This window comes from Desulfopila aestuarii DSM 18488, assembly GCF_900143695.1.
Classification (GTDB): domain Bacteria; phylum Desulfobacterota; class Desulfobulbia; order Desulfobulbales; family Desulfocapsaceae; genus Desulfopila; species Desulfopila aestuarii.
In genome coordinates, this window is sequence record NZ_FRFE01000013.1 from 1 (window position 1) to 16,170 (window position 16,170).

General features: G+C 46.2%; 14 protein-coding genes and 2 tRNA genes. 3 read left to right on the forward strand and 13 right to left on the reverse strand.

Features of this window, described 5'->3' with window-relative positions:
- The 8 genes from tnpA to BUF15_RS13480 form a co-directional block, all read right to left on the reverse strand.
- Positions 1-249: IS66 family insertion sequence element accessory protein TnpA (gene tnpA / locus BUF15_RS13445; RefSeq protein WP_327021867.1), on the reverse strand; the 249-nt coding region annotated here is incomplete at its 3' end.
- A gap of 42 nt (positions 250-291) precedes the next feature.
- Positions 292-471 carry a PQ-loop domain-containing transporter gene (locus BUF15_RS28350; RefSeq protein WP_073614017.1) on the reverse strand — a complete coding sequence of 60 codons (180 nt, stop codon included), beginning with the start codon at positions 469-471 and terminating at the stop codon, positions 292-294.
- A 196-nt stretch (positions 472-667) separates the two neighbouring features.
- Positions 668-1,678, reverse strand: coding sequence for a hypothetical protein (locus tag BUF15_RS13455; RefSeq protein ID WP_073614018.1), 1,011 nt, complete (start codon positions 1,676-1,678; stop codon positions 668-670).
- A 42-nt stretch (positions 1,679-1,720) separates the two neighbouring features.
- Positions 1,721-2,962 (reverse strand): MBL fold metallo-hydrolase, encoded by a 1,242-nt coding sequence (locus BUF15_RS13460; RefSeq protein WP_073614019.1) that lies wholly within the window; start codon positions 2,960-2,962, stop codon positions 1,721-1,723.
- Positions 2,963-3,064: 102 nt separating this feature from the next.
- Entirely contained in the window at positions 3,065-4,021 is a 957-nt protein-coding gene (locus BUF15_RS13465) for a radical SAM protein (protein ID WP_073614020.1), read from the reverse strand.
- A gap of 7 nt (positions 4,022-4,028) precedes the next feature.
- Positions 4,029-4,496: a PcfJ domain-containing protein gene (locus tag BUF15_RS13470; protein WP_073614021.1), complete on the reverse strand. Its 468-nt coding sequence runs from the start codon at positions 4,494-4,496 to the stop codon at positions 4,029-4,031.
- Between the two features lie 20 nt (positions 4,497-4,516).
- A complete protein-coding gene (locus BUF15_RS13475) occupies positions 4,517-4,984 on the reverse strand; it encodes a WapI family immunity protein (RefSeq protein WP_073614022.1) in 468 nt (155 codons plus the stop codon).
- A 103-nt stretch (positions 4,985-5,087) separates the two neighbouring features.
- Complete coding sequence (locus tag BUF15_RS13480; RefSeq protein WP_084553981.1) at positions 5,088-5,759, reverse strand: SGNH/GDSL hydrolase family protein; 672 nt, start codon at positions 5,757-5,759, stop codon at positions 5,088-5,090.
- Positions 5,760-6,006: 247 nt separating this feature from the next.
- On the opposite strand from BUF15_RS13480, the gene BUF15_RS13485 reads away from it, so the two are divergent.
- Positions 6,007-7,521 carry a sigma-54-dependent transcriptional regulator gene (locus BUF15_RS13485; protein ID WP_073614023.1) on the forward strand — a complete coding sequence of 505 codons (1,515 nt, stop codon included), beginning with the start codon at positions 6,007-6,009 and terminating at the stop codon, positions 7,519-7,521.
- Between the two features lie 144 nt (positions 7,522-7,665).
- On the opposite strand, the gene BUF15_RS13490 is transcribed toward BUF15_RS13485, so the two are convergent.
- The 4 genes from BUF15_RS13490 to BUF15_RS13505 form a co-directional block, all read right to left on the reverse strand.
- A tRNA-Pro gene (locus tag BUF15_RS13490) sits at positions 7,666-7,743 on the reverse strand.
- A 52-nt stretch (positions 7,744-7,795) separates the two neighbouring features.
- Positions 7,796-7,871, reverse strand: a tRNA-Asn gene (locus BUF15_RS13495).
- Positions 7,872-8,092: 221 nt separating this feature from the next.
- Positions 8,093-8,953 carry a hypothetical protein gene (locus BUF15_RS13500; RefSeq protein ID WP_073614024.1) on the reverse strand — a complete coding sequence of 287 codons (861 nt, stop codon included), beginning with the start codon at positions 8,951-8,953 and terminating at the stop codon, positions 8,093-8,095.
- A 168-nt stretch (positions 8,954-9,121) separates the two neighbouring features.
- On the reverse strand, positions 9,122-10,282 hold the full coding sequence (locus BUF15_RS13505; protein WP_073614025.1) for an aminotransferase class V-fold PLP-dependent enzyme: 1,161 nt from the start codon (positions 10,280-10,282) through the stop codon (positions 9,122-9,124).
- A gap of 473 nt (positions 10,283-10,755) precedes the next feature.
- Here BUF15_RS13505 and BUF15_RS13510 point away from each other — a divergent pair, with 473 nt between their 5' ends.
- Positions 10,756-12,552, forward strand: coding sequence for an AMP-dependent synthetase/ligase (locus tag BUF15_RS13510; RefSeq protein ID WP_073614026.1), 1,797 nt, complete (start codon positions 10,756-10,758; stop codon positions 12,550-12,552).
- 28 nt (positions 12,553-12,580) lie between these two features.
- Here BUF15_RS13510 and BUF15_RS13515 read toward each other — a convergent pair whose 3' ends face one another.
- Positions 12,581-14,743 (reverse strand): alpha/beta fold hydrolase, encoded by a 2,163-nt coding sequence (locus BUF15_RS13515; RefSeq protein WP_073614027.1) that lies wholly within the window; start codon positions 14,741-14,743, stop codon positions 12,581-12,583.
- A 398-nt stretch (positions 14,744-15,141) separates the two neighbouring features.
- Between BUF15_RS13515 and rocF the strand changes: the two genes are divergently transcribed.
- Complete coding sequence (rocF, locus tag BUF15_RS13520) at positions 15,142-16,035, forward strand: arginase (RefSeq protein ID WP_234981177.1); 894 nt, start codon at positions 15,142-15,144, stop codon at positions 16,033-16,035.
- Positions 16,036-16,170: the final 135 nt, after the last annotated feature.

The following is a 16,170-nucleotide window of genomic DNA, read 5'->3' on the forward strand; positions in this document are numbered from 1 at the left end:
GACAGTATTGAAACCTGAACTCTGCTTTTCCTGGACCTGGGATTGTACCGCAAGAGGAAAAAAACGCGGTTGCGGTTCGTGAGAAACCTTCAATGAGCTCTTTCGACGCCAGTAACCAAATGTCGCCAAAGAGAGCATGTTCTCCCGGCAATATGATGATTGCGTCAGGCCGCTACTCTCCCATGAGCGGATGTGTTCCTGCCAATATTCCTGCTTGGCCGACCGATTCTTGCTATGCTCTGTTTTCATTGTGCCCTCCCGTGGTCTGGTTTGCCACAATGAAACAGATTGTTAACGATATGAAAAGATGGCGTTTGTTGAGCGCTTACGTATCACCCGCCACACCTGAGGTACAAAGGCCAGGCTTGTAAGACAAGCGGCAACAATACCGATCGAGGACGAAAACGTCATAGCATTCAACTGGTTCAGGAGGAAAAAGAAAAACGGGATGCAAAACTTTTCAGTCCACATCCCGCTTCAATATCATTGCATGGTCGGGGCGGAGGGATTCGAACTATCAACCTCCTGCTCCCAAGGCGTCAGACCTAAAAAGCGATATACACCGTAGTGATCTGTTTTTCAAGTAGATTAACGAGTTAACAAAAACAGCGTTTTCGTTTCACCCCTACTTATTTCGTTTTACATGGATCTAATTTGATTCAAACGTCTAATTATCGTTTAATAATTCTTTTTTCTTGCATTGCTTAAGGGAGGTTTCAATTTTTTTAATGCACTGATTTTCCTCTTGAAAATACAAGTAATGTAAGTGAAAGAAGTCTTGCTTATAATTAATCACTTTTTCCGCGAAAGAGATATCATTTACCTCTGATGACGGCATCGTACATACAATGTAAAGTTCAAGAGAGTCTGGAAGTTTCCCTTTAAACCCAAAAATTTTCCACCACAAATCTCCACTTTCACTTCTAAGTAGATTCAAAACAAATACACCATAGGATAGTCCTTGCAAAACTGCATTTCTAGGTGGCTCTGCTGCAACATTTTCATCTTTTACCTCCATGACACATAGTTTTGTACCTCTTCCAATACCAATCCGTGAAATTATGTCAATACCGCCACCAGATCCTGCTTTTTTTTCGTAACAAATATTGGATATATTACTTGAAGTTAAAGGCGTTTTCATCTGAAACCGAGCAATTCCTGAAAACTTAACAGGTTGAATGTTACAAATCATTTTGTCTTTGCTATCGGATTTAGAAAATTCAGTTAAAAGTAGACTTTCTACTCGATGTTCATCATTTTTTTTCGAGACATCTAATCTTATAGGTTTATTAGAAAAATGTTTCCTGAAATCTGACGCCTCTTTAGAACTCCATGAGTGATTGCTCAGATGGATATTACATCCAAAATCCCTCATATTTCGCTCAGTGAACGAATTAGTTGCGATAGTAACACCTTGTCCATCAACTTTTAGCTTAGCGACATCCTGCCCAACATATCGTAAACTAAAAAGCAAATTTCCTTTTGCTTCACCAATCGTCATGTACAAATACAAAGGAGCCCATTCATTAAAATTAGTTTTTTTATATTTCAGATCGTCTTCGTTTAATAATATTTGTTTTGCATATCCGCCATACCTTTGCACCCATTCAGAATTGTATTTAAGTATTTCATCAACTTTCTTAATCAGACTACAACACTGACTTGTAAAATCGTCCACAATAGACCTCTAAATTCTAATAATCTTTATAGTATCTTAGTTTCAAACGTCGTGACACTCGTTATCTGACAATTTTACTACATTGCTAAAATGATCTTCATAATTATCACCATATTCAGTGTGTATCGGTATGAGATTTTGGGGTTTCACTGCATCAGCAAACTGTTTCAAATCATCCAACACAGCGTGCCCACTCGTATGTGCATACACAAAACTAACTTCAGCATCGCCACGATACCTTGAAACAGCTTCTGCACCAAAATACTCCTCATCTAAGCAGTCCAGATACCCTAGCCACTGTGAGTAAATCACATTTACTGGTTTATCAAAGTTTCTATACAGATTTATCACCTTATGTTTAGACATCTTAGAAATCACTACGTAATCAGATGGGTTGGACTGTAACTCTTCTTTTGTAACACGAGAAGCATATGCCCTCTTTCTAAAATCACCAAAGTACTCAAGGTTGTCTTTCACGATCTGATCTGGGCGATAATCAGCATACAAACAAACATAATCCCAATCTACGTTAGGGACACTTTGCGAAACTGACTTTACTTGCTCCAGTATCCATGCAGTATAAAAATCGACAACTAGCTTTTTCCCAGTCCTGAGACAAGCCCTATAGGCCGACACAATTCTATCTATGTTCTGCGATGAACAGACTAAGAAACTGATATTTGATTGATCGCGAATAGTCTCTACAATTTTCTCTTCAACTGCTGCTTCACTAGGAAAGTCACTATTACTCCTTTTGAGCATGGTACCCTCCATCAGCAGTACATCAACATCCTTCGGGGGATTTGCGATTAAACGGTCAAATAAAATTGACTTCCTGCCATGCGCCCTAAAGTCACCACTATAAAATACCCTCTTTCCTTCTGCTTCAACAAGGAATGAATAGGCATCAACAGCAGAGTGGTCTACCAAGTAAGGTGTGATAGAGAAATCACCGACCTTGATTGTCTTTCTGTCAGAAATATATTGAAAGTGATTCGAATTAAGTTCCTTTCCTAAAAACATCTTAGTCGCCTCAATCAAATTCTTACCAAGCTCACCAATATAGACTGGCACTTCATCGGTTAATTCGTTGACGAGTCCATAGTGGTCCTGATGAGGATGGCTAATAAATACTGCATCTGGTTTTAATTGTGTGATGTCAATAGGTTTACTATCCAGGGACAGGGGGAGTCCTATATCTAAAAGAATATTTGTATTTGCAGTCAACAACTGAATGACTGTTCCGCCAATTTCACTGGCCCCACGATGGATAATGATTTTCATTTTCACTCATGAAATGTGTGTAAGAATTAAGTTGTGAAGTTGTAGGCGGTTGTTTGTCATTGTATGAAAAAATGAGATTTTGGACAAAACACAAAGAGCCTTCTACTTCTTCTTTAGCTCGATATCTTTTGCAATTTTTACCGCTAGAGCACATGGGTGTTTAGGTAAATGATTATCTTTGCGCGAGTAAATTTGCTCAACAAGATTACTTCTTGCGTCACAGTTGCTACTAAAAAATTCAACTACGACATTATTGTAAAATTTATCAGCAATTTCATTAAGGGATTCATGGTTGATATTTCCCAACCAACTTGAACCGGAAGCGTACATACAGGTGCGGGCTCCACCACTTGGGTTAACATGTAAGAACTGTGGCCGATAGAAACCTTTTCCCCCGCAATGCATTTGAGATTCTATATTTATGTTATCTGAGCCGGAAGCTTCTCCCAAATCAACCATTTCCATATTCACAGGGATCATATAGTCGAAGCGAATCTTCTTCTCTTGCTCCAACCTCTGCCAAAAGTGAGTACTTTCTGTCTGTAATGATCGAGTGTGTATCAGCTGATAATATAATCCTTGCTCTTCACACTCTTGCATTACGCTTAAAACTGAATTTAACAGCACAACATTTCTTTCATATCGTTGATCAAGGCTTAAGGCTAGAAGTGCAATATCCTGTCTCTTCAACCACTTGACAACTTGCCTGCCAGATGAAAAATACTCAGACCCGATGTTAATATCCTGACGCCCACCCCACCATCCATTGGTGTTCACCCTTACGTCAAGACCCAAACACTTCGCAGCCTTTAACCTTTCAGGGAGGTTACTTCCTCCAAGGAAAGGTTCACCACCTGTAAAATTCACTCCGGAATCTGTAAAGCCAAGCTCTTGCCCCTCCTTCATGCATCTAATTACACTTTCGGTATTCACCCATGAGTTAGCCCCCTGTTTCCTAAATTCATGCTGAAGGCAATGAGGACAGGACATGTTGCACTCGTAGGTAAGTTCAACATTTATAGCTTTAACAAAATGGAGAGAAGGTTTCTTTTTTACCATTAGACACTCATAAGACGGTGTATTCGCAATTCAGCAACCGAACGACTTCATGGGCAACTGAGAATATTTCAGTGTATTCCATCTCGTGAACAACAAGGTGGTCTGCACCGAGAGGCTCAATAGTTGTTTCGATAACATAGGTGTTATTTTTTCCGAGGCAATCGTCGAAATACCAACGATTATCATGCTTCCTAACACCTAATGTTGCGACCTTTTCTCCTGGTAAATTTTGAATCGAGAAGAGTAAGTAGTCGCCGCTCTTGCAGAGGTGAATATATTGTCGGACACAATTCTGCATTAAATACCCTTCAGATTTGATCATTCTTGCTGACGTTAATGGATTTACAACATACTCACCGATAATTCTTTTGGACAATTTACATGCCCACCTCGGGGATCGTTTACTAGTGTTTGCTCCTGACAACTCACCAGTAAGCAGGGTATTCAATTCATCAACTATTAATTGTGACAGCATTGTCTCCCCTCCTTATGAACTTAACAATTTGAATCCCCTCTCATGGGAAAATAGCCTATTTCTTTCTTAAGCTGTCTTGCAATCCCCCTCAAGCAGTCTTCTGTATGGTCAAAAATCATAATAAAATCTTCACCAGATTCCCCAATCGCGAAATCTGGTTTAAAACTATCATCAAGATGAATCGCATATTGGATACAATCAGGCGACCTACCAAGGAGTTCAAAGTGAAAAAGCTGCTCTAAAAAACCTAAGTGCGTACGCCTAGGAATTCTGTCGTTGGAAATAGATTGGAACCAATTGAAAATATCTTGAGCCTCACAGGTTAGCAAAGCAGGATCAGTAGCACAAAACTCTTTATCCTGAAAATTGACTTTAATATTAATCATTAACCAATTAGCATCAAAACCTGATGTAATATCAGGATACTCATAACGTTCAATGCCGAAAGAGAATTTTAACTGTTTTGAAGGATCTGCAAACTCGATCATCAGGTCTCCTATAATTTTGAGATCGTTAAATTTGATTCGGCTTAACAATATTCGGATTGAAAATGTGACTCAACACGCTGATAGGTTAATTATACAAAATTCGTTAATGATAAATGACAGATTTGCAAATTGAGAAATCACGCTTTTCCATCAGGTTTTTTATAACTTTCGCTATTTTCAGCCCACCTGTCTCAGAGGGCTCAATAGGTGATATCGAGGAATAATCGGAAGGACTATTACAAGTATGTCGGAAGTCTAAAACAGGAAACCCCAGTTTGAAAGCCTCATAAAATATGACATCATTAAAAACAGACAGTGCCGTTAACAATGGGACCTCTACTCCAGGGCATGTGTTGTAGATAGTACACAAAGCAACTTTCTTATCAAGTGAGACAACCTCCGCGAGCATCTCTTGATATGATTTTTGGAATTCATATTTTATCTCTGATAGATACTGCATTCCTTCATAGACAGATGATACTGTTTCTTCAAATATACTAATGTACCCCAAAGCGTTATTCCCACCAATACTGACAATAACATGATTGATCTTTTCATCGACTTTCTGACATTGAGTTGAAACATCTTTTAAGACGGCACCATCGACAGCTAGCAATTCTGCGTTCCAACTTGCTCTATCTAATAAGTTGATCTGATCAATTACTGCCTCGCCTGGCAACACATACTGCTCGTTGTCAAAAATAGAGTCACCAAGTAACGCCACTCTATTTACTGTTTTGATCTCAGCTTTCTTCTCAAACGCCATGTTCTGCATCGACCTCCTGTTCTCTTGGATTAGGTAACGGGTTCCCATATCATTTGCAGACACCATGCCAAACGATCGACTCTTCCAGTATATTGTTACATTACAGGTATATAGTCAGAATTAGGACGAAACAGACAAAGAGCTACATGTGTCATTATTTTGGATAAATTTATCCATTATTGACTAACTGTATCAATTTGTGATACGGTACATCCAAACTGCAGAGCAATCCAATCACCCTCGTTAAATCCTAGCAATGGCATCATTCATAATATTCCCAACGATCTCTTACACTTACTTCGCAACCCACATCTGCAATACGAGAAGTCTCACAATTGACAATATCTCCGTTTCAGCAAGGCATAACATAGTCGAGAAAATTGGAGCTTTTATTGAAAACTATGTCCCTCAAACCTTATTGATTTTTGCACCGTTCCTTTTTAACGAAACACTACAAGCCATGCTAGAGCAGGCTAGCAACGATAGAGTGAGGCTAGAATGGTATGGAGAATTTGATAAGGAAATTTGTAAAATATTAAATGGATACTCTATTCTCAAGACACATCCATCCAGCACCTTACCAACACCACCTCCACATATTGAAGATTATCTTAGATACAAAAAAACATTGGCTTTTTTAGGTGACGAGAATGGTAATTTTGCAACGATCCACCTCAAAGGTGCAATCGAGCAGTTAGCCAAAACGCCTAAAATAATCCCTGAGAACGATGAACAAGCAGTAATTGATTTTGCTGAAACAGATTTCCCCGCCATTGAGGGCTTGTCTTTCAAGATGACCTATCTAAAGAGGGAAATCCACAGAGTTGCTCTCGCAAGTTTAGATAAAATCCTTCTCCTAGGAGAAACAGGTACAGGTAAAGAGGCCGCAGCTTTCTTCCTACATACCCTTGATCCAAAAAGGAGAAAAGGAAGATTCGGCTCAATTAACTGCGCAGTCCTCCAAGAGGAGTTGCTCATATCAGAGCTTTTTGGACACGAGAAAGGAGCCTTTACTGGCGCAACAAAACAGAAACACGGCCTTGTATCAGAATTGAACGGAGGGACACTTTTTCTAGACGAACTACCAGATTTACCACCAAGAGTTCAAGCAATGCTGTTGAGATTTTTAGAAAGCGGAACCTATACCCCCTTAGGAAGTACCAAAACAAAGCAAGCAAATACAAAAATCATCTCAGCAGCTCAAAAAAGCCGCTTGATCGAGAAAATCAGCACCAAAGAGTTTAGGCAAGACCTGTACTACAGGATAGCTGGGAAAACAATCACACTCCCAAGTCTCAATGAAATACCAGAAGACATACCTGCGTTAATTGTCCATCTTGCTTACAAATTTGAACAAGACATTGAAAAAAGAGATCAAGCAATATCATACTTCCTCGGGCGAATGGAGGAACTGCAAAAACATTCATGGCCAGGGAATGTGAGAGAACTTGCTAACTATATAAACAGAAGGATAAAACTCGGTCAGGATGAACTCATTGACTTAGAAGAACATCGTTTCTTCTTAGAACAAACCCCTCAAGTCAACGAACATTATTCATCAAAATTTGAGATCGATAACTTCTTCAATCGTATCAAAAAGCCCGCATCTCCAAACGACCCCGGCATTGATACCATTGATACAATTAAAAAGGCCTACGCAAGGACTGTTTACGAATCTTTAACCAGCCAAGGGATATCACAGAACCAAGTAAGTAAACTTCTGGATGTTTCTGTAAACACCCTCAAAAGATTGATAGGCGACAACTACTGACAACTGGAATTCAGCAGATAAATATCGGTCAGAAACAATTTACGACTCCCTCCCATTTAGCTGCATCAATCCTGAAGAAGGAAGGGGAGCGGGAAACGAAAAAAGCCAACCACTATGCAAGTGATTGGCTTTTCCATGGAACGATGGTCGGGGCGGAGGGATTCGAACTCTCGACCTCCTGCTCCCAAGGCAGGCGCGCTAACCAGGCTGCGCTACGCCCCGACACAATGAAAAAAACAGCCCGATTTCTGTTACAAAATCGGGCCTGTATATCTGGCTCCCCGGGACGGACTCGAACCGCCGACAAGGTGGTTAACAGCCACCTGCTCTACCTACTGAGCTACCGAGGATTAGAAAGCTTCACAGAGCCGCAGTGCGTCAGCTCATCGAAATCTTGTAGCGCGAGAATGTACACGGATGGCTGGGGTGTGTCAACGTTTTTTTCCGCATCATATTCCACTTTTCTTCACAGCACCGGTGACGCGCACAATTACAGCAAGATCTCTCAAGTTCCACCTGGACTTTTCAATAACGTCATGCCCTACAAAGCATCTAATCAGTTTACCACAGATTACTGGCCGGCAGCACCCGGCATGGCACCTTGCATCCCTTTCATCATCTCTTCCATCTGCTTCATCATATCTGCCTGGTCCTCAGCGGGAACATATTGCATCCGTTCCGACTGGCCCATCTCGGCCATTGGCAATGGCTTGTTAGCAGCATCAGGATCTTTCAGCCAGGCAATAGCCTGCTGTGCCATCTGACGAGACATGGCATCCGCCTCTTCATCATGCTCCACCTCTATGCCTTCCGGGTGGGCAAAATATTTTTCACCAACCGGTCCGATATCAATGGCGGTGGCGACGTTCTGCATCTTAAAACCCATCATTTCCGATTCGGTTTTCATGACAACCGAAGAGCCGTGCAACGAATACACAATCGCACCCATGGCTTGCACCCTGTCGCATTGATACCCGAGAATTTCTGCCGCATTCTCCTCAACCTTACCACCCATACCGCTCATACTGCTCATCCCGATAAGCTTCCGGTTTTTCAAAACCTGATCTTGCTCTGCCCCGCTCAGTTTATCGAACTCCTCTTTCATATAGGACATGGGGTTATGGCTTTTCACGCCAACCTTTTCTACCAGATCAAAACTGTAGACCCAGTCACCTTCTACGATCTCCAACGTCTTGTTCTGTATCGTCATCCCCATCATGCTGGTGGCTGTCTCGCTATAGGCAGCGCTTCTGTTTCCGTAATCATCAATATAGACCGTCTCTCCGCCCTGCTCCATGCCACTCACTTCATAGGTAATGGTTGCACTTTTAAAGGGCAGCTTTTCTTCAAATGGATTTTCGGCCCAGGCAGTGGTAATTCCCAAGACAATAGCCATCCAGGCCAGCGGCAACACTGACTTCCTCATTCTCATTTTCTTCTCCTTTTCCGTTATGTAAAAATGGTAACTCACCTTATCCCATATAGAAATGGCAATAGTATCGAAGCCTCCTGACATTCACCTTACATCAATCCACGCTGGCGGATCATACTGCGATGGTAAAGACATCCCCCTATATCTTTACCTCTGCATCGGAGAAGATCATCTGCGGAGCACAGTATTCAATATTTCCGCCCCCCGGATCATTTGACTATCACTCATATAAAAATGGGGCGCCAGGCGTAGCACCCCGGTAGGCCCGGTAATCACTACTCCTCGTTCCTGCATGGCAGCCATGACATCCCTGGCTCTTGACCGGCCCCGCAACCGCAGCATAACGATTCCCGAACGATGGTGGTCGGAGAGAATGAGTGGTGAGACCCGATCACGATCGAGGTGGTCAATAAAAACATCCTGCAGTCGAAAGACCTCATCACGAATATTTTCCATGCTGTTTGTCAAAAACAACTCGGCGGCTGCTGCCTGTAGGGCCGCAATATGGTCCCAGGCACCGGTGGAAAACTCAAACCGGCGACCATCTTCATACGGGTCCCAACTGTGATCAAGATAATCAAACTCCTGCCGCATCATCCCGGGACCGGTCAACACCGGCTTGAGCTTTTTCCGGAGTTCTGAACTCGTATACATCACCCCACCCCCAAGCGGCCCCATCAGCCATTTCCAGCCAGAGCTGGCCAATGCCGCGATATTGTACTCTTCAGGGTAGACGGGCAAGCACCCGAGACTCTGAGCACAGTCGACAATGAGATCGATATTCCGCGCCTTACAGAATGCACCAAGATCAGCGAGATCGGCAGCAAAACCGCTGGCAAACTGGACATGGCTGATAGCCACAATCCTGGTTCGACCGGTTACTCGTCGCTCCAGCTCCTCCATCGACCAGCCCTGCAGCGACGCTGCACTTTTTCCATCACCAACATCTGACAGCAATATAAGCTCTACACCCCGCTCCTGCTGAAGTACCCATGGATAATGGTTGCTCGGGTATTCATGGGCATAACTGATCACCTGGTCACCCGGCTCAAACGGATAGCCATTGGCGATCATCGACATGGCCGTGGCGGTATTTGGCACGTAGGAAATATTTTCATCCGTTGTTTTCAACATGGATCCAAAAGTTTCACGAAATTCTGGCAACAGATGAGAATATTTCGGCAACGCGGTTATTCCGCCCTCAGCCACTGCCTCGGTAAAACTCCGCATTGCCGAAACCGCACCGGAAAACAGTGGCGATACGGCACAATGACCCAGAAAAACCTTATCCGTCGTACAGGTGAACCACGTCGAGCATTTATTGAGCATAACCATCACCAGATTGAAAAGCTTATACAGTTGAGGATCTCGTAAAAGTCATCATGACGCTTTAGATGGACTCCGAATAAAGCTCGATGGCCGGTGTAGTGTCTAAAAAAACGTAGCCCTGGCTTTTTACGAATCCAGCAAAGTTCATCGAACCCGTCTCACTGCTCTTATAGCAAAAGACAAGACAATGTCCATACTTTCGAAATATTTACACCGTTCCACTGGTGTAAGATGTAACTTTTTGCTTATACTATAGATAACAGCATACCATCTGCTGCCTCTCTTGCAAAATGGTGACGGTCGCAAATTCAGCAGGCTTATTGATTCATCTGCCCTGCCTGTCATCACCCAGCTAGCCACACAAGAGATGCTGCGCGCATGAAAGCGCAGATGCATACCGCAATGCTGCCCCTTCTGAACCAGAACAGCCGAAGAACACCGTAATTGGCTCCTTCGGCAAAGGAGAAGAACGGATGAGATCCTCACCTGACATCATCAGTCCGGAAGTGGCCACGACCCTCGCCCGCTTACTTGAAGAGAGAGTTCGCAGGAGCCCGGCCAACATTGCCTACCGCTACTACAACAAGGTAACAGGCAAATGGCAAAATCTCACCTGGAAAGAGACAGAACAGCGAGTATCACTCTGGCGTGCAGCCTTGTCGCAGGAAAACCTTACGACCGGTGACCGGATCGGCGTTATGTTGCCCAATGGACCGGACTGGGTCTGCCTTGATTTTGCAGCCCAATCCCTCGGCCTCATTATCGTGCCCCTCTATGTTAATGACCGCCCGGAGAATGTCGCCTACATCCTGGAGGACACCGGAGCAAAAGTGTTCGTTCTCCCCGGCAAAAACTATTGGGAGCAGCTACGCCAGACCATTCGGAAAATCGATTGTCTCACCCGGATTATCACCAGTGACGAATGTCGCACGATTGAGGATGATTCGCGCATTACCTGCCTCTCCGACTGGCTGCCGGAAGCTCCCGCACCGGATCCGCAACTCAATATTTCTCCTGACGACATCGCTACCATCGTGTATACCTCGGGCACTACCGGTCCCCCGAAAGGTGTTATGCTCAGCCACCGCAACATGATCTCAAATGCGGCTGCCGGTCTTCAATGCATCGACATCTTCCCCGAGGACCTGTTTCTCTCCTTTCTGCCACTCTCCCATATGCTGGAGCGCACCGCCGGCTACTATCTGCCGGTGATGGCCGGGGCCACCGTGGCTTTTGCCCGCTCGATTCCCGAACTGGCCGAGGATCTGGTCCATATCCGCCCAACTGTCATGGTAGCCGTGCCGCGGATCTTTGAGCGAATCCACAGTGGCTTGCGCCAAAAAATAGACAAAGCCTCTCCATTTGCCCAAAAGCTCTTTGCCGCAGCCGTCGATATCGGCTGGAGCCATTTCGAATATCGCCAAAAACGGGCACCATGGAAAATACCTCTCATCCTAAAGCCCCTACTTGACAAGACCATCGCGGGCAAGGTGCGTGCACGACTCGGAGGCCGGCTGCGCATTATCATCAGCGGCGGCGCCCCGCTTTCGCCCGAAATCGCCAGGGTTTTCATCGGCCTGGGCCTGCCGATTTATCAAGGCTACGGGCTGACCGAAACGAGTCCGGTCGTCTCCGTCAATATCATTGAAAATAATAACCCAGCAGGCGTAGGCTTGCCGCTGCCTGGTATTGAGGTGAAAATCGGCAAGCACGACGAACTGTTGGTCCGTGGCAGCTGCATCATGCTCGGCTACTGGAATCGCCCGGAAGCAACTGCGGAAACAATTGATAGCGATGGCTGGCTGCACACCGGCGACAGGGCTACATTGGTGGACGGTCACATCCGTATCACCGGCCGTTTAAAAGAGATCATCGTGCTCAGCAACGGTGAAAAAGTCTCGCCTAATGATGTAGAGCAGGCCATCTCAATGGATCCGCTCTTTGAGCAGTCGATGGTGATCGGTGAAGGAAAACCCTATCTGGTCCTGGTTGCGGTGCTGGCAAGAGATCGCTGGGAGATGCTAGCCGAAGAGCTGGGACTTTCGCCTGCCCCACAATCCCTGCAGGATCAGAGAGTGCAGCAGGCAATTCTCGCCCGGGTGGAAAAGTTGATGCACTCCATGCCAGGTTACGCCTTTATCAAACGGGCAGTGCTGACCCTTGATCCCTGGACGGTCGAAGGCGGTCTCCTGACCCCAACCATGAAGATCCGGCGAAAAAACGTGATCGACCACCTGAAGGAGGAAATCGACAAACTTTACCGGGATTAGGCAAAATTTCTCATCCGGAACAAGCCTGTCAGTCTGAGCCAAGATGCAGGATGAAATCGCTGATATGACGGTGTACCTTTTCTGCCCCCGGTCCATTAATAATGACGTGGCGATCAAAGCTGAACAGGGTGTACCGCTTGTCTTTACCTTTCAGCATGTCAAAGGCTTTTCTGCCACTTTTCACATTGACTACCGGGTCATGGTCGGCCTGGACGACCAGCACCGGCGTAGAGAGTTCCGGCAGCCGCTTCTCCACCTTTTCCAACAGCTTGCCAACTTCTCGGATGCCGGCGAACGGGTTCCGTCGATAGTTGATATGGGGATTATCGGCGGTAAACTCGAAAAACGGATCGCTTTCAGTACCCCGGATCTTCTTCACGACCCTGTTCCAGACATCAATGGCCGGCATGAAGTTGGTGGAATAATCTTGTAGCTTCAAGGGCGGGCAGATCCCGACAACTCCGGCAATTTCTCGCGCCCGACCAGCCACTTCAAAAGCAAGACTCGCCCCGACCGAAACCCCGCAGAGCACAACCCTGTCACAGATTGATCGCATCAGCACATAAGCGTTCTCCACCGCCTCAAGCCACTCTTCATGATGCCGGCCGGCCAGATCCCGTGAGGATGTGCCATGCCCAGGCAACCGCGGAGCATAGACCCACAAGCCATGGCTGCGCAGGTGACGCCCCAGCGCCTTTACCTCTTCAGGCGCTGACAGGTAACTATGGATCAGCACAACCCCGATTCGACGACGAAACGCCGGGAGCAGAAAAGGTTTGCCAAAGCTCTGCCGCTCCAAATCATCCCCATAGCCATAAGCTTCGTAATCCCTTCTATAGTGATCTTTTTCACGTTTCAGCAAATAACGGACCAGATTGAAACGGAGAAGGGGCTCAGGTTGCAAGGCAATGGAGATGAGGTACCTCTTGATCTTTTTCAGCGGCACCACCTCATTGACCATTATCTCTATGGGATTATCAATACGCCCCCGATGAAAGCTGACCGGGGCCGAGAGCTTGGTCCTATCTATCACCAGATTGTCTTTCTCCCGGCGAAGTACCCCTTTTTCAAGGGCGAGCTGCAGAAAGTTATCAAACTTGTGATATCTGTCGTCTGTCAGCAGGTGGGCCTGGTTCTCCTGCAGGGACTTGTGCAGAAAGAGTCCCGGCAGCTCAATATCACCGATCTTACAGGCCGCAAGGAAGACCCGCTTTCGAAGTTCATAATCGCATATTTGCCGACGAGGGTACATGCTGAGAAAGGAAGCAAACAGATGTTCATGATTCACTGTGGTCATGGAGTAGATATCCGCCATGTAGCGTTGCATGATGTTTTCTGCCTGCTCTTTCAAAGCCTCCTTCAGCCCCGGGGACATGAGAAAGCCGGTGAGTTCCTGTTTAGCCAACTCTTTTTTGACCCTGCCATGTTCGAGATAGGGTGCGATTTTGATGGGTTTTCCGAAACGGATATCGATATCGACCCCCGATAGCAGCATGGTACCCTCGGTCATGATCTCTTCCAACATCCGTTCCGGCAGATCCTTCACCATTTTCGTGGCGAGAGAAGACAACACATTCTCCCGGGCCCGGATCGGATAGTAGGTGACGTTGACCGGTACGATACAGGTGGATTTATCTCGCACCGGATCAAGGCTATCGATATTCAAAAACTCAAGCATCCCCCTGGCTTCTTCCACATTTTCACCACCCTTATTGAGCAGGTAGCGACGAAACAATTCACTTCTCAAAGCCAGCGATGCTGCACCGGTATGAGGCTTGTGCGGCCCACTTGGTGAGGTGACCATGAATTTACCATTCTGCATGATCTGCTTGGTCTTCACCATGCTCCCTTCCGGGAAAATCATCCAGTTGGCCTCGCCGATCAACAGGCTGCGGACAATCAGTTCGTCGCGTTTGGGATCGGTGGTGGAGATAACCCCAACCATGTCGAAAAAATTGCCCAGCCCACCCTGAAACAGACTGGAATGAGCCAGTGACCAGACCGGCATATCGGTGAGGTTGTAGAGATGATAAGGCAGAAGAACCGTTTCCAGCCGGGTGAAGTGATTGATGACGAAAATGGTGGGTTCGGCAGGCAATTGCTCTGTGCCGTGCAGGGCAACATCGGCCTTGGACAGACCGGCCAGGGCCTTGATGGCGAGACCGGTAGTCAGGTATGCGGATTTCTTCATAGAGTTACCACACCCATTCAAACTCAATTCTGAGTGGGAGAAAATTTTCTGCAATCCCCCCCGAAATTGCCGGCAAATCCCGACACCGGAAAGAATAGGACCGACATCCAGGATATTTCTTCTAATATCATAACTATATATGCCGCATAAGTTGAGGTCAAGAAGTTCCCAAAAGAGCAACCGCTTGAAACTTACAATCCTGTCGATTTCATGACCTCCACCTTTTCAGAGAGCAGAGACGTATTGCTGGATGGGCTCATTGCTTTTCAGCCGGCAACCCCTTATATTGAGCACCACTTGCTTTCATGATTCTGACACGAAAAGTTTCACCATAAATCGATCAACTTCCCAGCAAATTCGTCTCAATCTTCTCAACACTCTGAGGCAACATACCGGCTATGATGAGTAAAAAAATCCGTATAATCGGCATCCCCATGGATCTCGGGCAGAACCAGCGCGGCGTCGACATGGGACCGAGCGCAATTCGTTACGCAGGACTAGCCCCCACCCTCCAGGCGCTGGGGCACGAAACCTTCGACAGTGGAGACATCACCATTCCCGGACATTACAGCTTGAAAAATACCAGCCTCGAAGAACGTCTCCCCCCAATCCGTCAGGCCTGTCAGAGAGCATATGAGCTGGGCAAGACTGCCGTCACAAATGGAGAAATCCCCATCTTTCTCGGGGGCGACCACTCAGCATCCCTTGGTACAGTAGGCGGCGTCAGCCATGACAGCCCCGTCGGTCTGATATGGGTTGATGCGCATGGCGATTTCAACACTCCCGAGACTTCGGCCAGCGGCAATGTACACGGCATGCCGCTGGCTGTACTTCTTGGCAAGGGAGCAAAAGAACTGGTGGACGTTGGCCGCCCTGGAGCGAAGATGACACCGGAGCACGTGGTCGTCATCGGTGTTCGCGATCTCGATGAGAAAGAAAAGGTTTTGCTGAAAAATTCAGGCTGCACCGTCTTCACCATGCGTGACATTGACGAGTTCGGAATGCGCACCATCCTCCAGAATACTTTGGAAAAGTTCAAGGACCTACCGAGAATTCACCTCAGCTTCGACATGGATGTCATCGACCCCATCGAAGTCCCAGGGGTCGGCACCCCTTCCCACGGCGGACTCACCTACCGGGAAGCACAGCTGCTGATGGAGACCCTCGCCGACACCAATAAACTCCATTCCGTTGATGTGATGGAAATCAACCCGATTCTCGATATCAGCAATCGTTCTGCCCAGATGGCCGTTTCGCTCATGGCATCGCTCTTTGGTAAATCCATCATCTAATGTCCTCACCAGGCAGCTTTCCTTATATGGAAAGCTGCCTGGTTCCCAAGATCCCTCTCTCCCCATTTCATCCTGCCCCCTCTCCATCCGCATCAAAAACCCCTCTTTTGAAATGAACCGAAACAGGTTTTTCCA